Source organism: Streptomyces sp. NPDC040610 (genome assembly GCF_055594065.1).
Genome location: NZ_JBVIXA010000017.1, coordinates 19,624 through 40,950 on the forward strand (window position 1 = coordinate 19,624; position 21,327 = coordinate 40,950).

Below are 21,327 nucleotides of genomic sequence, written 5' to 3' on the forward strand. Positions count from 1 at the left end.
GGGACCGGCGCCGGGGTCTTGCCCGGCGCCGCGCCCCCTTCAGCGGACCTCAGATGATGTGGACGCCCTGCCCGCCCGACACGTAACCGGTGGCCCCGGGACGGACGACCTGGAGTTCCTTCAGGTCCCGGCAGTGCGGGTCGGCGTACACGTAGGCGTCGCTTGCGGTGTTGTTGACGACCAGGGCGTTGGGCGCGTTGCTGGGGTAGCAGCCGGGGCGCGGGTCGTTGTACGTGGTGCCGTTGATCGTCAGGGAACCGCCGGGCCCGGCGGCGGCGACGGGCGCCGCGAACGGCAGCGTCAGGGCCACGGCGGTGGCGGCGGCATACATCAGTGCGGAAGCGCGGGGCATGGAGTGGGTCCTTGTCTGGTGCCTGGGCGAATCAGGCCGGGAGCCTACCGACTTACAGTCCCCCCACCCCGCCCGTGAGCCCTTCGAAAACACTCGTCACGGCGACGCAACGGGACCGCAATCTGCCCCGGCCATCCTCGGTCCATGACGCCGTCGAACCTGCACCCGGACCCCCCGGCCCTGCCGGACCCCACGGCCTTCCCCGGCGCCGTGGCCCCGCCGGACCCCACCGCCGCCCTGGACACCACCGCTCAACTCATGACCCGTATCACCGGCGAGCTGGGCACCTGCCTCGGACGCGTCACCCTTAAGGGGTCCCGCGGAACGGCCCCCACCCCCACCCGCACCCCCGTCCCCACCCTCCCCGCTCCTGCCCCCACCCTCCTCCTCGTGGCCCACGGCAGCCGCGACCCCCGCGCCCGCCTCACCGTGACCGCGCTGCTCGACCTCGTCCGTGCCCTGCGCCCCGGCCTGGACGTGCGGCTCGGGCACATCGAGCTGAATGAGCCCGGCCTCGACGAGACGCTGTGCGGCCTGCCCGCCGACGGCGGCCCCGGCGCCGTCCTCGTACCGCTCCTCCTCAGCCGCGGCTACCACGTCAAGCACGACATCCCCGCCGCAGCGGCCGCCGCGGCCCCCGCCCACCCGGGCGAAGCCCGCCCCCGCGGCCCCCTCCGCCTGGCCGCCCCCCTGGGCCCCCACCCCCTCCTCATAGAGGCCCTGCACAGCCGCCTCACCGAAGCGGGCTGGCCCGCCGGGCCCGCGGCGGAAGGGCACGGCGTGGTCCTCGCCGCCGCGGGCTCCCGCGACCCGGACTCCGCCGTCGACACCCGCCGCACCGCCGGCCTCCTGGCCCGCCGCCTCGGCGTCCCCGTCGTACCCGCGTACGCCGCGCCGACCGAGCACACCCCGACGACGATGCCCGCGGCCCTGCGCGCGCTGGCCGCCCGCGGGGTCCGCCACGCCGCCGTGGCGTCGTACTTCACCGCACCCGGCCGCTTCGCCACCCAGGTCGCCGACGCCGCGCCGTGGCTGGCCGCGGCCCCACTCGGCGCCCACCCGGCCCTCGCAGCCCTGCTGCTGCACCGCTACGACCAGGCAAGGTCAGCCACTCCCGTGTCCCACCGACAGCTGACGTCGGCCTGACCTCCGGCCCCCCTCGACCAGGCAGGGCCGGCCGCCCCCGCCCCGCCCCCGGCCCACACCCCCCGCGCACCCCACCCCCCACCCCGTCTACTGTCGATCCATGGAAGGCACCGCACCGCACCCGCACACCGTTTTCTACGACGAGGCAGCTGTTGAGCGATGGGCGCCCGAGCCCGACAAACGGCCGGGGCGTACGGATTTTCAGCGGGATCGGGCTCGGGTGCTGCATTCGGCGGCGCTGCGGCGGCTCGCGGGGAAGACGCAGGTGGTGACGCCGGGGACGAAGAGCCAGGAGTGGGACGCGAGTGCGCGGACGCGGCTGACGCATTCGCTGGAGTGCGCTCAGGTCGGCCGGGAGCTGGGCGCGGCGCTGGGGTGTGACCCGGATCTGGTGGAGACGGCGTGCCTGTCGCACGACCTCGGCCATCCGCCGTTCGGGCACAACGGCGAGCAGGCGCTCAACGAAGTCGCGCAGGGGTGCGGTGGGTTCGAGGGCAACGCCCAGTCGTTGCGGTTGCTGACGCGGATCGAGCCGAAGCGGTTCACGCGCGGAGGGAAGGACGGCGAGCTCGTCAGCGTGGGGCTGAACCTCACGCGGGCCGCGCTCGACGCCGCCACCAAGTACCCGTGGCCGCGCGGTTCCCATCCGACCGATCCGTCGTCGGTGAAGTTCGGTGTGTACGACGACGACCGGCCGGTCTTCGACTGGGTGCGCAAGGAGGCCCCGGCCCACCCGGGCTCCGGGCACCGCACCTGCTTCGAGGCGCAGATCATGGACTGGTCGGACGACGTCGCGTACTCGGTGCACGACGTCGAGGACGGTCTGCACGCCGGGCACATCGACCCGAATCTGCTGCACGCCGAGCCCGAGCGGCAGGATGTCTTTGCCGTTGCCATCGGACGGTACGTGGCGGCAGACACCGATCCCGAGGAGCTGGCCGCGGCCCTCGACCGGCTTCAGGCGCAGGAGTGGTGGCCGCACGGGTACGACGGGTCGGCCGTCGCCCAGGCCCGGCTCAAGGACGCCACCAGCCAGCTCATCGGCCGCTTCTGTCTGGCGGCGGAGACCGCCACCCGGGAGCGGTACGGGACGGGGCCGCTCACCCGGTACGCCGCCGAACTCGTCGTGCCCCGCGCGGCGCGCCTGGAGTGCGCGGTCCTCAAGGCCGTCGCGGACCGTTACGTGATGCAGCGCCCCGCGCAGGAGCGGCTCCGCGCGGACCAGCGCGTCGTCGTCGCGGAGCTGGCCGCCGCGCTCACCGCCCGCGCCCCCGAGGGCCTCGACCCGCAGTTCCGGGCGCTGTACGACGCGGCGACCGACGAGCACACCGCCCAGCGCGTCGTCATCGACCAGATCGCGTCCCTCACGGACGCCGCCGCCCGGTCCCTGCACCGACGCCTCACGGGCGGTCGTCCTAGGAGATGACAGGGGCAACCCATAAATTGTTGAGGAAGCAGAAGACTGAGCAAAATTGAGCAAACAGGAGATCCAGGAGATCGAGGAGCCGGGGCAGCCAGTCGTCAGGTCTGCGGGAGCGGCGTCGGATCGGGCGCGCGGGGACGTGACGGAAAGTGGCCACGGAGCCGCGCAACCCCTTCCGTCCTCACGCTCCGTGCGGGACGCTCCCATGAGCTGAAGGTTTCGAGGAGGCATCAAGTGGTCGACGCGGATCAGACGTTCGTCATCGTCGGAGGGGGCCTCGCGGGCGCGAAAGCGGCCGAGACGCTCCGGGCCGAGGGCTTCACCGGCCGGGTGATCCTCATCGGCGACGAGCGCGACCACCCCTATGAACGCCCGCCCCTGTCCAAGGGCTATCTGCTGGGCAAGGAGGACCGCGACAGCGTCTTCGTGCACGAGCCCGGGTGGTACGCGCAGGCGGACGTCGAACTGCACCTGGGCCAGACCGTCGTCGCCATAGACCGCGCCGCGCACACGGTCCGCCTCGGCGACGCCACCGTCATCCGCTACGACAAGCTGCTCCTCGCCACCGGCGCCGAGCCCCGCCGCCTGGACGTCCCCGGCACCGGCCTCGCGGGCGTGCACCACCTGCGCCGCCTCGCCCACGCCGACCGGCTGCGGCACGTGCTCGCCGCCCTCGGCCGCGACAACGGCCATCTGGTGATCGCGGGCGCTGGCTGGATCGGCCTCGAAGTCGCCGCGGCCGCCCGGGAGTACGGCGCGGAGGTCACCGTCGTCGAGCCCGAGCCGTCGCCGCTGCACGCCGTCCTCGGCCCCGAGATCGGCCAGATGTTCGCCGACCTGCACGCCGAGCACGGCGTCCGCTTCCACTTCGGCGCCCGCCTCACCGAGATCACCGGCCAGGACGGCATGGTCCTCGCCGCCCGTACCGACGACGGCGAGGAGCACCCGGCGCACGACGTGCTCGCCGCGATCGGAGCCGCCCCGCGCACCGCGCTCGCCGAGTCCGCGGGCCTCGACCTGGTGGACCGCGCGGACGGCGGCGGCATCGCCGTCGACTCCTCCCTGCGCACCTCCGACCCGGACATCTACGCCGCCGGTGACGTGGCCGCCGTCCACCACGCCCTCTTCGACACCCGGCTGCGCGTGGAGCACTGGGCCAACGCCCTCAACGGCGGCCCGGCCGCCGCCCGCGCCATGCTCGGCAAGGACGTCACGTACGACCGGGTGCCGTACTTCTTCTCCGACCAGTACGACGTGGGCCTTGAGTACTCGGGCTGGGCGCCCCCGGGCTCGTACGACCAGGTGGTGATCCGCGGCGACGCGGCCAAGCGCGAGTTCATCGCGTTCTGGCTGCGCGAGGGGCAGGTCCTCGCCGGGATGAACGTGAATGTGTGGGACGTCACGGATGCCATCCAGAAGCTCATCCGCACGGCCGCCCACCCCGATCCCGACGCCCTCGCCGACCCGAACCGCCCGCTGACGTCCCTGCTCGGCTGACGGCCCTGGCCGGAGGGGCTGATTTCAGCCTGTCCGGCGTTCGAGGACGAGGCGCGGAGCGCCGACAGCGGGGGTCCGGGGGCGGCAGCCCCCGGTTTCGGAGAAGGGGCGGGACCGGGGCGCCCCGCGAGGACAGGAGTGTCGGTGCCGAGCCGTAGAATCCCAGGGTGGCTGGACGGATCAATGACGAGGATGTGAAGGCGGTTCGGGACGCGGTCCCGATCGACGCCGTCGTCTCCGAGTACCTCCAGCTGCGCAACGCGGGCGGCGGAAACCTCAAGGGCCTCTGCCCCTTCCACGACGAGAAGTCGCCGTCGTTCCAGGTCAGCCCCAGCAAGGGCCTGTTCCACTGCTTCGGCTGCCAGGAGGGCGGCGACACCCTCACCTTCGTGATGAAGGTCGACCACCTCACCTTCTCCGAGGCGGTCGAGCGCCTCGCGGGCAAGGCGGGCATCACGCTGCGTTACGAGGAGGGTGGGTACAACCCCTCCCACCAGCGCGGCGAACGCATCCGCCTGATCGAGGCGCACAAGGCGGCCACCGACTTCTACATCGCCCAGCTGGAGAGCGCCGAGGCCGAGATCGGCCGCAAGTTCCTCGCCGAGCGCGGCTTCGACCAGGCGGCGGCCGCGCACTTCGGCGTGGGCTACAGCCCGGCGGGCTGGGACCACCTCACCCGCTTCCTGCGCGGCAAGGGCTTCACGGACAAGGAGCTGATCCTCTCCGGGCTCTCCCAGGACGGCCGCCGCGGCCCCATCGACCGCTTCCGCGGCCGCCTGATGTGGCCGATCCGCGACATCGGCGGCGAGGTCGTCGGCTTCGGCGCCCGCAAGCTCCGCGACGACGACAACGGCCCGAAGTACCTGAACACGCCCGAGACCCCGGTCTACAAGAAGTCCCAGGTCCTGTACGGCATCGACCTCGCCAAGAAGGACATCGCCAAGGCCAGCCGGGCCGTCGTCGTCGAGGGCTACACCGACGTCATGGCCTGCCACCTCGCGGGCGTCACCACGGCCATCGCGACCTGCGGCACGGCCTTCGGCACCGACCACATCAAGATCCTGCGGCGCCTGCTCATGGACAACGGCTCCGCCCGGGTGATCTTCACCTTCGACGGCGACGCGGCCGGCCAGAAGGCGGCCCTGCGCGCCTTCGAGGACGACCAGAAGTTCGCCGCCGAGACGTACATCGCCATCGCGCCCGACGGCATGGACCCCTGCGACCTGCGGCTCGCCAAGGGCGACGCGGCGGTCGCCGACCTCGTCCAACCCCGCACCCCGCTGTTCGAGTTCGCCCTCCGCCAGATCGTCGCCCGGTACGACCTGGAGACCCCCGCGGGCCGCGCCGCCGCCCTCGACGAGGCCGCGCCCGTCGTCGCCCGCATCAAGAACACCGGCGCGCAGCACGAGGTCGCCGTGCAGCTCGCGGGCATGCTCGGCATCCTCGACACCCAGTTCGTCGTCAAGCGCGTGGCGCAGCTCGCCCGCTGGGCCCGTGAGCGCGGCGGCAAGGGCCCGGCCCCGCAGCGCGGCGCCGCCCCGCAGGGCCCCGCCCCCGCCGCCCGGCAGGGCCACGCGGGCCCGGCCCTGAACCTGCGCAATCCGGTGTACGCCACGGAGCGCGAGCTCCTGAAGCTCGCCCTCCAGCACCCCGGCCTGGTCTCCCCGGCCTTCGACGCGTACGGCGTCGACGAGTTCACCGCCGCGCCCTACGCCGCCGTGCGCCAGGCGATCCTCGACGCGGGCGGCGCGGAGTACGGCACGCAGGATCCGCAGGACTATCTGGTCCGGGTCCGCGACGCCGCCCCCGACGACGGGGTCCGCGCCATGGTCACGGAGCTGGCCGTCGAGGCGATCATGCGCCGGACCGTCGACGCGGCGTACGCGGGGGAGCAGCTGGTCACCGTGCGGCTGCGCGCGGTGGACCGCCGGGTCCGGGACGTCCAGGGCACCTTCGCCCGACTCGCGGGCAGCCACGGCGACCCGGAGCAACTCTCCGCCGTGCAGAACGAGTTGTGGGTCCTGCAGCAGTACGGCCGCGCTCTGCGCGAGCGGGGCGCCGCAGCGCTCTGACCTTCGCGGGGAGCCGCTCCTCAAACGCCGGAGGGGCTGGAAAATGTGCCGGTGAGTACCAGCCCGTCCGGCGTTTGAGGACGAGGCGCGGAGCGCCGACAGCGGGGGTCCAGGGGGCGGCAGCCCCCGGTTTGGGGAAAGGGGCGGGACTGGGGCGCCCCGCGAGGGGTAACCGTCCGGTCACGCACCGGACTCAAAAAGTCACCGCACGCCCCTCGTGGCGGCCGTGTGTCGTACTCCACACTGGGGTGCGGTGCCTGAGTCCTCGGAGCGCGGCCGGCCCGCAGCAGACAGCGGGTCCGACATTCCCGCGGTTCCACACATCGTGTTCGGGACGGACAGCGGCGAGGCCGTCGACGCCGGTCCCGCTGTACCGCTGCCGTCCCCCGCGGCAGCGATCACCCTGGAGGTCGCCCCCGTGCAGACCCAGACCCTCACCCAGACCGACACCGCCGCGCCCGTGGACGCGGCGGTGGACGCCGACATCATCGCGGCGGTGCCGCCGCAGGGCCACGCACCGCTCCATCCGGAACTGCCGGAGGCCGCCGAGCCGGCCCCCGAGCAGCCGCCCGAGGAGGTCGTCGAGGTCGTCGAGGTGCCGAGCCCCCGCAGCCGCGCCGACACCGGCGGCCCCTCCTCCGACCTGTTCCGCCAGTACCTGCGCGAGATCGGCCGCATACCCCTGCTCACCGCCGCCGAGGAGGTCGAGCTGGCGCGCGCCGTCGAGGCGGGCCTGTTCGCCGAGGAGAAACTGGCGGGCACCCCCGACCCGGACTCCCAGCTCGCCCTCGACCTGGACAAGCTGGTCGTGATGGGCCGGATGGCCAAGCGCCGCCTCATCGAGGCCAACCTGCGCCTGGTCGTCTCCGTCGCCAAGCGGTACGTGGGCCGCGGCCTGACCATGCTCGACCTGGTCCAGGAGGGCAACCTCGGCCTGATCAGGGCGGTGGAGAAGTTCGACTACGCCCGCGGCTACAAGTTCTCGACGTACGCCACCTGGTGGATCCGCCAGGCCATGTCCCGCGCCCTCGCCGACCAGGCCCGCACCATCCGCGTGCCCGTGCACGTCGTCGAACTCATCAACCGCGTCGTGCGCGTGCAGCGCCGCATGCTCCAGGAGCGCGGCTACGAACCGACGCCCGAAGAGGTCGGCGCCCACCTTGACCTGCCGCACGAGCGCGTCAGCGAGGTCCTGCGCCTCGCCCAGGAGCCCGTGTCGCTGCACGCGCCCGTGGGCGAGGAGGACGACGTCGCGCTCGGCGACCTCATCGAGGACGGCGACGCGACGAGCCCCGTGGAGTCGGCGGCGTTCCTGCTCCTGCGCGAACACCTGGAGGCGGTGCTCTCCACGCTCGGCGAACGCGAACGCAAGGTCGTCCAGCTCCGCTACGGCCTCGCGGACGGCAGGCCCCGCACCCTGGAGGAGATCGGCAGGATCTTCGGCGTCACGCGCGAACGCATCCGCCAGATCGAGTCGAAGACCCTCAACAAGCTGCGGGACCACGCCTTCGCGGACCAGCTCAGGGGTTACCTGGACTGAGGGCCCGCCCCCGACGGCGCTAGTCGACCTCCGCCACGGCCTGCGCGAACTGAGCCGCGTACAACCGCGCGTAGGCGCCTTCCGCCGCCAACAGCGCGTCGTGCGTGCCCTGTTCCACGATCGCCCCGTCCTCCATCACCAGAATGGTGTCGGCGTCGCGAATCGTCGACAGACGGTGCGCGATGACGAACGAGGTCCGCCCGTGGGCGAGCCGGGCCATGGCCTTCTGGATGAGCACCTCGGTACGGGTGTCCACGGAACTCGTCGCCTCGTCGAGGACAAGGATCACCGGGTCGGACAGGAACGCCCGCGCGATGGTGATGAGCTGCTTCTCGCCCGCGCTGACCCCCGTGCCCTCGTCGTCGATGACGGTGTCGTACCCGTCGGGCAGCGTCCGGACGAACCGGTCGGCGTGCGCGGCCCGCGCGGCCTCCTCGACCTGCTCGCGCGAGACGTCCTTGGCCGCGCCGTACGCGATGTTCTCGGCGATGGTGCCGCCGAACAGCCAGGTGTCCTGGAGCACCATGCCGATGCCGCCGCGCAGTTCGTCGCGGGACATCCGGGCCACGTCGACCCCGTCGAGGGTGATGCGCCCGCCGGTGACCTCGTAGAACCGCATGAGCAGATTCACCAGGGTCGTCTTGCCCGCGCCCGTCGGCCCGACGATGGCGACGGTGTGCCCCGGCTCCACCACCAACGACAGGTCCTCGATCAGCGGCTTGTCCTTCTCGTACCGGAACGACACATGCTGCATCTCCACGCGCCCGCGCGGATCCACGGGGCGCTCGCCCGGCACCGGGTCGGCCTCCTGCTCGTCGGCGTCGAGGAGTTCGAAGATCCGCTCGGCGGAGGCGACGCCGGACTGCACCAGGTTCGCCATGGAGGCGACCTGCGTCAGCGGCATCGAGAACTGCCGGGAGTACTGGATGAAGGCCTGCACGTCACCGATGGACAGCGACCCCGAGGCGACGCGCAGACCGCCGACGACGGCCACGAGGACGTAGTTCAGGTTCGACATGAAGAACATCAGCGGCTGCATGACGCCGCTGTTGAACTGCGCCTTGAACGACGCCTCGTACAGCGCGTCGTTGTGCTCCGCGAAGGCCTTCGCGGACTCCTCCTGGCGGCCGAAGACCTTCACCAGGGTGTGCCCGGTGTACATCTCCTCGACGTGTGCGTTCATCGCGCCCGTGGACTTCCACTGCTGCACGAACTGCGGCTGCGAGCGCTTGCCGACCTTTGTCGCCACGACGAACGACAGCGGCACGGTCACCAGTGCCACCAGGGCGAGCAGCGGCGAGATCCAGAACATCATGGCGAGCACGCCGATGATGGTCAGCAGCGAGTTGATGAGCTGGCCCATCGACTGCTGGAGCGTCTGGTTGATGTTGTCGATGTCGTTCGTGGCCCGGCTCAGGACCTCGCCGCGCTGCCGCTTGTCGAAGTACGACAGGGGCAGCCGCGACAGCTTCGCCTGGACGTCGCCGCGCAGCCGGAACACGGTCCGGTTGATGGCCCGGTTGGAGAGCCGCGTGGCCACCAGCATCATCAGGCCCGCCGCGAGGAACGCGCCCGTCGCGAGCAGCAGCACCGCGCCGACCGCGCCGAAGTCGATGCCCTCGCCGGGCGTGAAGTCGAGCCCGGAGAGCATGTCGGCCATGCCGCCGTCGCCGTGCTCGCGCAGCCGCTCGATGGCCGCGGCCTTCGACTCGCCCTCGGGCATGTTCCTGCCGACGATGCCCGCGAAGACCAGGTCGGTCGCGTGGCCGAGGATCTTCGGGCCGAGCACGGACAGCGCGACGCTGATGACGACGGCCGCGAGCATCCCGTACATCGTGACCCGCTCCGGCCGGAACTGCGCGAGCAGCCGCTTCCCGGAGCCCTTGAAGTCCATGGACCGCGAGTCGGGCCCCATCATCGGTCCACCGATGCCACCAGGGGGCATTACGCGGCCTCCGCTTCCGTCAGCTGGGAGAGGACGATCTCCCGGTACGTCTCGTTGTCGTCCATCAGCTCGTGATGGCGGCCCGTGCCGACGACCCGGCCCTCGTCGAGGACCACGATGCGGTCGGCGTCACGGATGGTGGACACGCGCTGGGCGACGATCACGACGGTCGCCTCGCGGGTCTCCTGGGTGAGCGCGGCCCGCAGTGCCGCGTCGGTGGCGTAGTCGAGCGCGGAGAAGGAGTCGTCGAAGAGGTAGATCTCCGGCCGCTGCACCAGCGTCCGCGCGATGGACAGGCGCTGGCGCTGCCCGCCGGACACATTGGAGCCGCCCTGCGCGATCGGCGCGTCCAGCCCCTCCGCGAGTCCCGCCACGAACTCCTTGGCCTGCGCCACCTCAAGCGCGTGCCACAGCTCCTCGTCCGTCGCGTCCGGATTGCCGTACCGCAGATTGCTCGCCACGGTCCCGGCGAACAGATACGGCTTCTGCGGTACGAGTCCGACGGTGCGGGCGAGCAGCGCGGGCTCGACGGTGGCCACGTCGACGCCGCCCACCAGGACCTCGCCCTCGGTGGCGTCCATCAGCCGTGGCACCAGGCCGAGCAGCGTCGACTTGCCGCTGCCCGTCGACCCGATCACGGCGGTGGTCTCGCCGGGGCGCGCGACCAGGTCGATGGCCTTCAGGACCGGCTCCTCGGCGCCGGGGTAGCGGAATCCGGCGCCGCGCAGCTCCAGGTGGCCGTGGCCGCGCAGCTCCCGCACCGGCTCCGCCGGGGGCACCACGCTGGTGTCGGTGTCCAGGACCTCCTGGATGCGCTCGGCGCACACCTCGGCCCGCGGGATCATCATGAACATGAAGGTGGCCATCATGACGGACATGACGATCTGCATCAGATAGGCGAGGAACGCGGTGAGCGCGCCGATCTGCATGTCGCCGTCGTCGATGCGGTGCGCGCCGAACCAGACGACGGCGATCGACGACAGGTTCACCACCGTCATGACGATCGGGAACATCAGCGCGAGCAGCTTGCCGGAGCTCACCGAGACGTCGGTCAGCTCGGCGTTGGCGCCCCGGAAGCGCTCCTTCTCGTAGGAGTCGCGGACGAAGGCGCGGATGACGCGGTTGCCGGTGATCTGCTCGCGCAGGACCCGGTTCACCGTGTCCAGGCGCTCCTGCATGGTGCGGAACAGCGGTCGCAGGCGGCGCACGATCAGGCTGACGCTGATGCCGAGCACCGGCACCACGGCGAGCAGCACCGCCGACAGCGGCACGTCCAGGCCGAGCGCCATGATGATGCCGCCGACGCACATGATCGGCGCCGACACCATCAGCGTGAACGCCATCAGGACGAGCATCTGCACCTGCTGGACGTCATTGGTCGTCCGCGTGATCAGCGTGGGCGCGCCGAACTGGCCGAGCTCCCGCGCGGAGAAGGACTGCACCCGGTCGAACACGGCGCCCCGGACGTCACGGCCGACGGCGGCGGCGGTGCGGGCGCCGTACAGGACGGCGCCGATGTTGCACACCATCTGGCCCACGGTGACGGCCAGCATCAGGGCGCCGAACGACAGGATGTAACCGGTGTCCCCCTTGATGACACCGTTGTCGATGATGTCGGCGTTCAGGGTGGGGAGATAGAGCGAGGCGCAGGTCTGCAGGAACTGCAGGAGCACCAGCAAGGCGATGGGCTTCTTGTACGGACCCAGATGGGTCCGCAGGAGTCGTATGAGCACGCTCGTCTCTCGGCTGAGTCATGGATGGGGGGAGGCGGGGGGAGGCGTCGTCGAAGTCGCCCACCATCCTGCGCCACCGCACCCACCCGCGTGCAACCGATTAACCCATGACTCGGTCAAAAATCAGCCTCGGTCAAGAACTGGGCACACTGAACGCTTTGGTTCCCTCACGCAGCGCTGTGGAATACCCAATTCCGCAGCAAAACGACCGACCCGGCCGCCCGGGCCGCGGTGAGGCGACTCGGGCGACCGGGTCTGTGGTGAGGCGACTTGGGCGACCGGGTCCGTGGGGAGGCGACTCGGGCGAACGGGTCCGTGGTGATCCGCGGCGAGGCGGCTCGGACAGCCGGGGGCCCGGAGCGAGCCAGGGCGAGGCGGCGGCTCAGGCGACCGGCGTCCCCGAGAACGCCCCCGGGTGCGCCTGCTCCCGCACCGTCACGTACTGCTGCCGCACCGCCTGCCCGACGGCCAGCTCCTCGCCGGGCTCGAAGACCTGCGAGACCGCGCCCTGCCACAGCGGCAGCTGCCCGGTCAGCGCCCAGGCGGCCTGCCGCGCCGCGCCGATCGCCGCGTAGTCCGCGGGCTGTACGACCACGACCTGCGTGCCGAACAGCATCGGCGCCATCGCCCGCACCGCGGGCAGATCGGCGGCGGGGCCGAGCAGGAACACGCGCCGCACCTCGACGCCCCGCCCGCGCAGCACGTCGAGGGCGTCGCCGAGCCCGCACAGCATGCCCTCGAACGCGGCCCGCGCCAGGTGCTCGGGCTTCATCGACTCGCGCCGCAGCCCCGTCAGGGTGCCCGCCGCATGCGGCAGGCTCGGCGTCTTCTCGCCCTCCAGATAAGGCAGCAGGACGAGCCCGTGGGCGCCCGGCGTCGACTTCAGGGCCAGGTCGGAGAGCGCTTCGAGGTCGGGCAGGCCCAGCATCTCGGCGGTTCCGCGCAGCGCCCGTACGGCGTTGAGGGTGTGCACGACCGGCAGATGCATGCCGGTGGCGTCGGCCAGCGAGGTGATCGTCCCGCTCGGGTCGACCAGCGCCTCGTGGTGCACGGCCATCACGGAACCGGAGGCGCCGAGGGAGACGACGGCGTCGCCCTGCTGCACGCCGAGCCCGAAGGCGGCGGCCATGGTCTCGCCGGTACCGGCGGAGATCAGCAGCCCCTCCGGCGTCGTACCCGCGGCATCCGCCGGACCGATGACCTCCGGCAGCATCGACTGGTGCCCGAGCGCGAGCTCCACCAGGTCGGGACGGTAGGAGCCGGTCGCCGCCGACCAGTACCCCGTGCCCGAGGCCCCGCCCCGGTCGGTGGTGCGCCGCGCGGGCCGCCCGAGCAACTGCCACACCAGCCAGTCGTGGGCCTGCATGAGCAACTGGGTGCGCAGCGCCGCCTCCGGCTCGTGCCGGGCCAGCCAGCGCAGCTTCGTCACGGGCATCGGGGCCTGCGGTACGCAGCCCACCGCCTGGGCCCACGCCTGGCGGCCGCCGAGCCCGTCGACGAGGTCGGCGGCGGCGACCTGGGCGCGCGGGTGGTTGCCGACGAGGGCGGGCCGGACCGTGTTGCCCTGCGAGTCGAGCGGAACCAGCGCGTGCTGCTGTGCGCAGACGCCGATCGCTTGTACGCCTTCGAGCAGTCCGCCGCCCGCCGCCTCGCCGAGGGAGAGCAGCCAGGCCTGCGGGTCGACGTCCGTCGGTTTCCCGCCGCCCTCCGGGGCCTCCACCGGATGCGGGGCATAGCCCTGCCTGAGTACGGCACCCGTGTCGGCGTCACAGACCACGATGCGTGTGAATTCGGGCGAACTGTCCAACCCCGCGACTATCCCCATGCCGAGGATTCTGCCGCACAACGGACGATGCCCCGCACGGCTGTCCGTACGGGGCTCGTCGTCGCAGGTGACCGCGCGGCGGCGGCGCGCCCGGCGCCCGCGGCGCACCGGCTACGTATTGCTGGTGCCCCAGTCGTCCTCCGCGCCCTGCCCGCGCTCACGCAGCGACCGCACCCGGTCGGCCACGGAGTCCGGCATCCGGTCGCCGACCTTCTCCGACACCGAGTGGAAGGCCTTGCCCGCGACGTCCCGGCCCTGCTGGGCCGCGGACTCCACGGTGTTGCGGACGGCGGGGTTCTGGGAGATCTCGCGAACCGATTTCTTCAGCTGCTCGTAACGCTCGCGTCCGGCCCGGGTCCCGAGCACGTACCCGAGTGCCAGACCTGCCACGAATGTGAGCCGGTAGCGCATGACGGCCACCCTTCCCTTGCCTCGACTGTCCCGACGTCGGTCGCGGGGGATACCGATTGGCGGAGCACCCCCCTGCTTGCGCTAATGTATGTGTCGCAGCGAGCGCACGCCGCCCGGGAATCCCCAGGTAGGTGACATTGTTGCAGTGACTCCGTCACCACGAGTCATTCCCCTGTAGCTCAATTGGCAGAGCAGCCGGCTGTTAACCGGCAGGTTACTGGTTCGAGTCCAGTCGGGGGAGCGCGGTCTCCTGTAGCTCAATTGGCAGAGCAGCCGGCTGTTAACCGGCAGGTTACTGGTTCGAGTCCAGTCGGGAGAGCTGTTCGAGAGGGCCCCTGAAGCGTTCGTTCGCGGCGCAGCGGGGGCCCTCCCGCATGCCCGGACCCCTCCGGGAACCGCCCCCAACGATCCCTCGTACGTGCTTGTTTCGCCCCCGGTGGAACCGTGCGGGCCGCAGTGGGGTCCTCATGGTCGTGCATAGCCGACCAGCCGGAGCAGGAGATCGTATGAGCGGCTATGCTGCGGCAGACGGCGCGCACAAATGTGCGCGACGCGCCGTTAGGGGCGGTAGCTCAGCCGGTTAGAGCAGCGGACTCATAATCCGTCGGCCGTGGGTTCGAGTCCCACCCGCCCCACTCAGCAGAATCGATCTGACCTGCGGAAACGTCACGGCGTGGCGTTTCCGCAGAGATCTCTCGCCACGCCCCCGCCGCACGCGGCCTCCTTGCTGTGGCGCAACGCTCCCGCGACCTGGTGAACCGTCATGGACGGCAGTGGCCGCCGGGTTGGATCAAGGGGGAGGGGGCGTCGAGCCGGACGGGTCCGAGTACCCCTCCGAAGAAGTGTTCCCCACCTGCGCTCGCAAGTGCGTCCTAGGCCGCTCTGGGGTGCCTTGCGGAATCACGCCTCGGTAAAGCTTTCCGAATGGACACTCACAAAAGGGGCATAGCTTAACTTCCTGCCCCTTGCCTTCTTGATGTCACCTGCATCAAAGTTCGTCACGACCTGCACACAACTCATTACGAATGTGTGTGCATCGTGAGGGTGGGGGGCTGTGGTGACGGCTGCGTTGATACGCATGCGCGTGCTGGTCGTGATGCTGGTGCTGGCCGTTGTCGCGGGCGGCGGCTGGCTGGTGGGGGTGTCGGCGGGCGAAGCCGGTGCGGCTCCTGGACGCGGCGGTTCGAGCCGCGGCAGCTCGGATCGCATGCCCGTGCCCGCCCCCGAGCAGAAGCCGGTTTCGCTCAAGGATCGGCGCGAGCAGACCAAGGATCGGGCCAAGGCGTCGAAGGCCCGCGCGCTGCCGACCACGAAGAGCCGGCCCGCGAGCGCCGCACAGATCGAGTTGCTCAAGCGCAACCAGCGTCAGCTGAAGGCGGCCGACCGGCCCAAGGCAGCCGCCCCCAAGGCAGCGGCCCCCTCCTACTCCAGCGGTGCGCTCTACCAGTACACGGTCGACCCCTTCGGGAACACGGCCGCTCAGCAGGGCGGCTGGCTGATGGCGCTGGGCAACCACATCGGTGCCGCAGTGCCGGGGGAGCCGCTGCAGGTGTCGGCGGCGATCTGGCAGACCGGGGGAGCGGACGACGAGGTGCACCCGGTGAAGGTGCGCTGGCAGGTGAAGGACTACTGCGCGGGTACGCCGGACAAGGTCCTGGACTTCGGGCAGACGGTGCAGGCGCCGACGCTCAACACGGACAAGACGTTCCCCGTGGTGAGCGCCTCCATCACGCTGCCGACGACCGTGTGCGAGAAGCCCGACCCCTCGTATTTCGTCTACGTCTGCACGACCGTGGCCGACGACCCCACGGACAAGGAGACCTGCGGGTCGTACAACCTCTTCTACATGGTCCCTGCCCTCCCGGACGGGGCCGCGTGTGCCGCGCTGTGCGGCGACGCGAGCGGCGCGGTGGGGACGACGGTGATGCGCGCCGACCCGGTGAACACCGCGACCGGCGCCTTCACGGAACCCTTCACCGACGCTCACGTGGCAGCCCCGGGCGTACCGCTGAGCGTGCGGCGCGTGTACTCCTCGGACAACACGAGTTCCGGTGCACTCGGCAAGGGCTGGCAGTTGCCGTGGGAGACGCGGCTCGCCGTGCAGGCCGACGGTGATGTCACGCTCATCGGCGAGGGCGGCGCGCGGCATACCTACGCGAAGAAGAGCGGGGGAGCGTACGCGGCCCCGGGACAGGCCCGTTCCACGCTGTCCGCCGACGGCAGCGGCTACAGGCTGACGACGGCCGACCACCGGGTCTACTCCTTCACCTCCGAGGGACGGCTGTCGTCGCTCAAGGACCGGACCGGTCGGGGCCTGACGCTGGAGTACACCGGCGCCAGGCCCACGAAGATCACAGATGCCGCCGGGCGGACAGCCGCACTGTCCTACACCGGTGACCGTCTCGACCAGCTGAAGCTGGCCGACGGCCGTCTCGTCGACTACGACTACACCGGCGATCGGTTGACCGGCGTGAAGGCGCTGGACGGCAGCATCGAGAAGTACGGCTACAGCCCGGCCGGTTTCCTGGACGAGGTGACCAAGGCCGACGGCAAGGTCGCCACGAAGAACGTGTACGACGACAAGGGGCGGGTGACGTCCCAGACCGACGGGGTCAAGGAAGAGACGCGCTTCGCGTACACGAAGAACGGCGCGTTCGACCAGGTCGACGTGACGGCGCCGGACGGCGGCGTCTGGACGGACATCTACTACAAGAACGTCCTGTTCACCCAGCTCGACCCGCTCGGCAACAAGAGCTACTACCGCTACGACCAGCACTTCAACCGCACCAGCGCGGTGGACGCGGAGATCCGCGAAACGCAGTGGGACTTCGACACGTCGGGCCGGATGAAGCGGCGCTCGTCCCGTGCCTCCGACGAGTCGTGGACCTACGACAGCGCCGGCAACGTCGCCACCCACACGGACGGCGAGTCGAACAAGACCCTCTTCGGATACAACGCACAGAACCAGCTGACCTCGGTCGACGGGCCGCTGACCAAGCCGGTGACGTACGGGTACGACGCCACGACGGGCCTCATCGAGACGGCCACGTCCGCACGCGGGAAGGTCACGCGCTACGGCCACGACGCAGACGGCAATCTGAAGTCCGTCACCCTGCCCGAGGGCGGCAGGCGCACTTACACGTACGACGACTCCGGCCGGTTGAAGACGGCCGTCGACCCGCGCGGCAACGAGCCCGGCGCGGACCCCGCGAAGTACACCACCGGCTACTCCTACGACGCCGCTGACCGCCTCAAGACGGTCGAGGACGCCCGCGGCAACGTCACGGCGTACGACTACGACCCGGCCGGGCGCCTGTTCACCGTCACTGACGCGAAGAAGCAGGTGACGAGCTACGGCTACGACGACGCCGGCCGCCCGACGACGGTCACCGACCCTGCCGGGAAGAAGCAGGTCACCGGCTACGACAAGGTCGGCAGGGCCGCGTCGTTCACCGACCGCACCGGTGGCACCACCTCGTACGTGTACGACAAGGCGGGCCGCCAGTCGCAGCTGGTGACCGCGCGCGGCAACGTCGAGGGCGCCAAGAAGTCCGACTACACCTGGAAGTTCGGCTACGACAAGGTCGGCAACCGGAAGTCGGTCACCGACCCGCAGGGCAGGACCAGCGGGTTCGCCTGGGACGCCGACGACCGCCCGCTGTCGACGACCGACCCCCTGGGCCACACCCGCTCCGTCACCTACGACGACAACGGCTCGGTCACCGCCACGTCCGACGGCCTCGGCCACGGCACGACGCTCGCCTACGACGACGAGGGCCGCCTGGAGTCCTCGAAGACCTGGTCGGGCCACCTGACCCGGTACGAGTACGACGACGACAACAACCTGACAGCCGAGGTCTCCCCGGAGAAGGAACGCACCACCTACGGCTACGACGGTGACGGTCGCCGCACGACCATGGTCGACCCGCGTGGCCACGCCACCGGCGCCGACCCCGCCAAGTACACCTGGTCGATCGGCTACGACTCGGCGGGTCGCCCCACCTCGGTCACCGACCCGCTCAAGCACAAGCGGACGACGGGCTACGACCAGGTCGGCAACGTCACCTCGGTGGCGGAGCCCGGCAACAAGCCGACGGCGTACGCCTACGACGCGCTCAACCGCGTCGACCTGATCACCGGACCCGACGGCGGCACCACGGACCCGACCTACACCAAGGCCGGGTTCCTGGACACCAGCAAGGACGCCAACGCCCGGGTCACCACCTATGGATACGACGCCGAGGGCCGGATGACCTCGGTCAAGAACCCCCTGGGCGAGACCGTCGACCACACCTACGACGCCGAAGGCAACCGCACCAAGGTCACCAACGCGCGCCGCCAGACCATCACCACGACGATCGACTCCCGCGGCCTGCCGACCAAGGTCACGTACTCGGACGGATCGCCGTCGCAGACGTACACGCGTGACGACGCGGGCCGCGTCATCACGGTCAAGGACGCCACCGGCACGCGGACACTGACGTACGACAACGACGACAAGATCGAGACGATCACGTCGCCGGGCGCGGACAAGCCGTTCATCTACCGGTGGAACACGGACGGCACCCTCAAGTCCCGCACCTATCCCGACGGCCGGGCCACCTCGTACGCCTACGACGACACCGGCCGGGTCAAGACCCAGACGACCGACAGCAAGGCCACCGGCTACGCGTACGACGAGGCGGGCAACCTCACCTCGGTGACGCTGCCGACGACCACGGCACGCACCGAGAGCCGCAGCTACGACGAGGCGGGCCGCCTCGCCTCCCTGACGACCCCGTCGGGCAGCAACTCCTTCGCGTACGACGACGCGGGCCGGATCATCACGGACACGCCCAAGGGCGGCAAGCCCACGCGGTACGCGTACGACGGCGCGGGCCGGATGAAGCGGGCGTGCACCGACACCGGCACCGCGTCCTGCCTGCCCGGCACCGACGGCGAGACGTACACGTACGACAAGGTCGGCAACCTCAAGACGGCGAAGGCGTCGGGCACCACGACGACGTACGCGCACGACGAGGCCGACCGGCTCGACTCCGCGACGAAGGGGTCGACGACCACCGAGTTCGACTACGACGCGGACGGCAACCAGACCAAGGACGGCGCGGACACCTACGCGTACGACCCGCTGGGCCGGGTCAAGTCGGCCACGATCGGCTCGGACGCCTACGCGTTCCAGTACGACGCGGACGGCAACCGCACCGTCAGCGACAAGAACACCAAGCTCGCCCGCACCTCCCGCTGGGACATCAACAACCCGCTGCCGCAGCTGGCCACCGACACCGACGGCGCCGGTGACCTGATGGCGGACTACCGCTACGACCCCGACGGCACGGCGCGGTCCATGGACCGCACGAAGGGCACGTTCCACTTCACCCAGGACCGGCAGAACTCCGTCAGCACGGTCTTCGACGCGGCGGGCAAGGACAACTACCGCTACACCTACGGGCCCTGGGGCAAGTCCACCGGCAAGGCCACCATCAGCGGCGGCCAGACCAGCATCTTCGGCTACACCGGCCAGTACAAGGACCAGTACCTGCCGGACCGCCTCCTGCTGCGCGCCCGCTCCTACGACATCGACCAGCGCCGCTTCACCAGCCAGGACCCGGTCCCGGCCGCCCTCGACAACTCCAGCAAGTCCTCGTACGCGTACGTCAACAACGACCCGTCGAACCTCGCCGACCCGTCCGGGGCGTGCCCCTGGTGCATCGGCGGCGTCATCGGCGGCGTCGTGGGCGGCGGGGTCTATGCCCTGACACACCAGGACGACTTCGACTGGGGAGACTTCGCCGGAGCCACGGCCAAGGGCACCGTGATCGGCGCGGGCGCCGGCTACCTCGCCCCCGCGGGGATGGGCTTCGCCACCTCGCTCGGCCTCTCCGGGGGACGGGCCCTGGCGACGGCGGTGGTCACGGACGCCGCCATCGGGGCGGCCTATACGTACGCCGTCAACTCGGTGCAGTGCCAGCCGACTAGCCCCACGGATTTGTTGTTCGGGGCTGCGGGTGGGGCGCTCGGCAGTCTTGTAGGACCCGCTTGGACATGGGGCAAGAAACTCGTGAACAAGCCGGGCGGGGCGGTGGCGCCAAGGCGTTTTGGCCCTGGAGCAGCGCACGCTGACGATCCGGCGTTCGGTGGGGCTTCGTCTGGGGACGACACAGTGAGTTTGTTCAAGGCCCCGCAGAGAGGCGCAGGTCAAAATCAGCACACCAACGGCTACCGGGCTGACGACTTCCCCGGCAATCCGAATGACCCGTATGCTTTGCCTGATGGGCATGCCTACTTCGCAGAGGATCGATCTTTGGCGCAGACATATGCCAATTCGTACGGTGATGGAATAGTTGAAATCAAGATACCGGCGGTTGATTACGAGCGATACTTTAGGGGTTATCGGCGGAAATATCAGGGGGGTCCGCAATATGAGGTCGCGATTCCTAATTATGACATTGAGAAGCTGAACGGGTATCCGAGGATATGGCACAAATGAGTGATGAGCAGGAATGGCGAAGAGTTAAGGATGGCCTGCCTTATGGTGTGCGCGTTCGATGTGTTGTGGAGCGGCACTATCAGTTTGGGATGCTCGTACACATACCCGAATTCCCCGCAGCTAGAGCCGTAATTGATGCCATCTCTTATGTCCCTGATGGTGAGGTCTGCGATTCGACTCGGTGGCCCGAGGTTGGCGTTGCCATCGAAGGGGTGGTTGTCGACCATGTCGAGCGCAATCGGCAGATCAAACTGAGGGTCGACTGAGGCTAGTACTCCAGCCGTAGTTCGCGATCATGGCGAGTCACTGCTTATGGCCCGTAGACGAGATCCACGCCACCACTGGCCTCAATCAGCCAGGACAGCGAACCACTGCCGAAAGGCCAGCCAGTGGGGTCCAACTTCCGGCTCATTTACCACACTCACCCAGGTTGGACGGCTTACGCCAGTAGGCCCGACATGGCACTGATGCTGAAGTACGGCCGGAGCGGATCGCCTCAGAGGTCCAGCCAGGTCGTCCTGCCGGACGGAACCACAATCCGCTTCGGAGGTCGTTGGATGCAGGATGGTACCTTCGTCCGATGAGTGTCGACCAGTTCTCCTATCTATGGGCCGCCCCGCCAGGAACCTATGTTCTTGAGCGACTTGAAGTGGGCGGAGACGAGGTTCTGCTCATCGTCCATCAGGTGAACCAGATGGTGGAGCTGATTGACGATGAGACCGTTCATCAACAGGTCGTTCAGAGGATGCTGGACTCAGGTGTTCCAGTGGTCGACGAATAGTCCGTGCGAATCGTGGTGAGTCTGTTCCTGTACGGCATCTCTCTTGTGCGGTCCACGTCGCCTCAGCTTCCACTCGGCGTCCGGTGATGTAAGTGAATTTCTTTGACCTCTTGCA

At 70.1% G+C, this 21,327-nt stretch carries 13 protein-coding genes and 3 tRNA genes; 11 read left to right on the plus strand and 5 right to left on the minus strand.

The genetic code is table 11. The features are described 5' to 3' along the window. Positions 1-49: 49 nt before the first annotated feature. Positions 50-352 (minus strand): hypothetical protein, encoded by a 303-nt coding sequence (locus ACZ6AA_RS36425; RefSeq protein WP_468449602.1) that lies wholly within the window; start codon positions 350-352, stop codon positions 50-52. A gap of 144 nt (positions 353-496) precedes the next feature. Here ACZ6AA_RS36425 and ACZ6AA_RS36430 point away from each other — a divergent pair, with 144 nt between their 5' ends. The 5 genes from ACZ6AA_RS36430 (at position 497) to ACZ6AA_RS36450 (ending at position 8,030) form a co-directional block, all read left to right on the plus strand. Next, on the plus strand, positions 497-1,498 hold the full coding sequence (locus ACZ6AA_RS36430; protein ID WP_471462772.1) for a sirohydrochlorin chelatase: 1,002 nt from the start codon (positions 497-499) through the stop codon (positions 1,496-1,498). 100 nt (positions 1,499-1,598) lie between these two features. Then, positions 1,599-2,924 (plus strand): deoxyguanosinetriphosphate triphosphohydrolase, encoded by a 1,326-nt coding sequence (locus ACZ6AA_RS36435; protein WP_471462774.1) that lies wholly within the window; start codon positions 1,599-1,601, stop codon positions 2,922-2,924. Between the two features lie 231 nt (positions 2,925-3,155). Next, complete coding sequence (locus tag ACZ6AA_RS36440) at positions 3,156-4,418, plus strand: NAD(P)/FAD-dependent oxidoreductase (RefSeq protein WP_468449599.1); 1,263 nt, start codon at positions 3,156-3,158, stop codon at positions 4,416-4,418. 167 nt (positions 4,419-4,585) lie between these two features. Further along, positions 4,586-6,490 (plus strand): DNA primase, encoded by a 1,905-nt coding sequence (dnaG, locus tag ACZ6AA_RS36445; RefSeq protein ID WP_468449598.1) that lies wholly within the window; start codon positions 4,586-4,588, stop codon positions 6,488-6,490. Between the two features lie 253 nt (positions 6,491-6,743). Further along, positions 6,744-8,030, plus strand: coding sequence for an RNA polymerase sigma factor (locus tag ACZ6AA_RS36450; RefSeq protein WP_468449597.1), 1,287 nt, complete (start codon positions 6,744-6,746; stop codon positions 8,028-8,030). A gap of 19 nt (positions 8,031-8,049) precedes the next feature. Here the strand turns inward: ACZ6AA_RS36450 and ACZ6AA_RS36455 are convergent, their stop codons facing one another. The 4 genes from ACZ6AA_RS36455 to ACZ6AA_RS36470 all read right to left on the minus strand — a co-directional run bounded on the left by ACZ6AA_RS36455 (position 8,050) and on the right by ACZ6AA_RS36470 (position 13,944). Next, positions 8,050-9,948 (minus strand): ABC transporter ATP-binding protein, encoded by a 1,899-nt coding sequence (locus ACZ6AA_RS36455; protein ID WP_468449596.1) that lies wholly within the window; start codon positions 9,946-9,948, stop codon positions 8,050-8,052. 26 nt (positions 9,949-9,974) lie between these two features. Then, positions 9,975-11,708 (minus strand): ABC transporter ATP-binding protein, encoded by a 1,734-nt coding sequence (locus ACZ6AA_RS36460; protein ID WP_468480852.1) that lies wholly within the window; start codon positions 11,706-11,708, stop codon positions 9,975-9,977. A gap of 382 nt (positions 11,709-12,090) precedes the next feature. Further along, positions 12,091-13,533, minus strand: coding sequence for a xylulokinase (locus tag ACZ6AA_RS36465; protein ID WP_468449594.1), 1,443 nt, complete (start codon positions 13,531-13,533; stop codon positions 12,091-12,093). Positions 13,534-13,644: 111 nt separating this feature from the next. Then, a complete protein-coding gene (locus tag ACZ6AA_RS36470) occupies positions 13,645-13,944 on the minus strand; it encodes a YtxH domain-containing protein (protein WP_380857274.1) in 300 nt (99 codons plus the stop codon). A 168-nt stretch (positions 13,945-14,112) separates the two neighbouring features. On the opposite strand from ACZ6AA_RS36470, the gene ACZ6AA_RS36475 reads away from it, so the two are divergent. From ACZ6AA_RS36475 to ACZ6AA_RS36500, 6 genes are all read left to right on the plus strand, one after another. After that, positions 14,113-14,185: transfer RNA gene (locus ACZ6AA_RS36475), tRNA-Asn, on the plus strand. 5 nt (positions 14,186-14,190) lie between these two features. Next, positions 14,191-14,263 (plus strand) — tRNA-Asn (locus ACZ6AA_RS36480). Positions 14,264-14,505: 242 nt separating this feature from the next. After that, positions 14,506-14,579, plus strand: a tRNA-Ile gene (locus ACZ6AA_RS36485). A 443-nt stretch (positions 14,580-15,022) separates the two neighbouring features. Next, positions 15,023-20,431 carry a DUF6531 domain-containing protein gene (locus ACZ6AA_RS36490; protein ID WP_471462778.1) on the plus strand — a complete coding sequence of 1,803 codons (5,409 nt, stop codon included), beginning with the start codon at positions 15,023-15,025 and terminating at the stop codon, positions 20,429-20,431. Next, complete coding sequence (locus ACZ6AA_RS36495) at positions 20,428-20,697, plus strand: hypothetical protein (protein WP_468449592.1); 270 nt, start codon at positions 20,428-20,430, stop codon at positions 20,695-20,697. The genes ACZ6AA_RS36490 and ACZ6AA_RS36495 overlap by 4 nt, the downstream gene beginning before the upstream one ends. 314 nt (positions 20,698-21,011) lie before the next feature. Continuing rightward, a complete protein-coding gene (locus ACZ6AA_RS36500; protein ID WP_471462780.1) occupies positions 21,012-21,212 on the plus strand; it encodes a hypothetical protein in 201 nt (66 codons plus the stop codon). Positions 21,213-21,327 lie beyond the last annotated feature (115 nt).

Excerpts from the sequence above, each read along its gene's own strand:
- ACZ6AA_RS36425 (WP_468449602.1), bottom strand. The coding sequence starts at position 352 with ATGCCCCGCGCTTCCGCACTGATGTATGCCGCCGCCACCGCCGTGGCC.
- ACZ6AA_RS36430 (WP_471462772.1), top strand. The coding sequence starts at position 497 with ATGACGCCGTCGAACCTGCACCCGGACCCCCCGGCCCTGCCGGACCCC.
- ACZ6AA_RS36435 (WP_471462774.1), top strand. The coding sequence starts at position 1,599 with ATGGAAGGCACCGCACCGCACCCGCACACCGTTTTCTACGACGAGGCA.
- ACZ6AA_RS36455 (WP_468449596.1), bottom strand. The coding sequence starts at position 9,948 with ATGATGGGGCCCGACTCGCGGTCCATGGACTTCAAGGGCTCCGGGAAG.
- ACZ6AA_RS36465 (WP_468449594.1), bottom strand. The coding sequence starts at position 13,533 with ATGGGGATAGTCGCGGGGTTGGACAGTTCGCCCGAATTCACACGCATC.
- ACZ6AA_RS36470 (WP_380857274.1), bottom strand. The coding sequence starts at position 13,944 with ATGCGCTACCGGCTCACATTCGTGGCAGGTCTGGCACTCGGGTACGTG.
- ACZ6AA_RS36490 (WP_471462778.1), top strand. The coding sequence starts at position 15,023 with ATGCGCGTGCTGGTCGTGATGCTGGTGCTGGCCGTTGTCGCGGGCGGC.
- ACZ6AA_RS36495 (WP_468449592.1), top strand. The coding sequence starts at position 20,428 with ATGAGTGATGAGCAGGAATGGCGAAGAGTTAAGGATGGCCTGCCTTAT.
- ACZ6AA_RS36500 (WP_471462780.1), top strand. The coding sequence starts at position 21,012 with ATGAGTGTCGACCAGTTCTCCTATCTATGGGCCGCCCCGCCAGGAACC.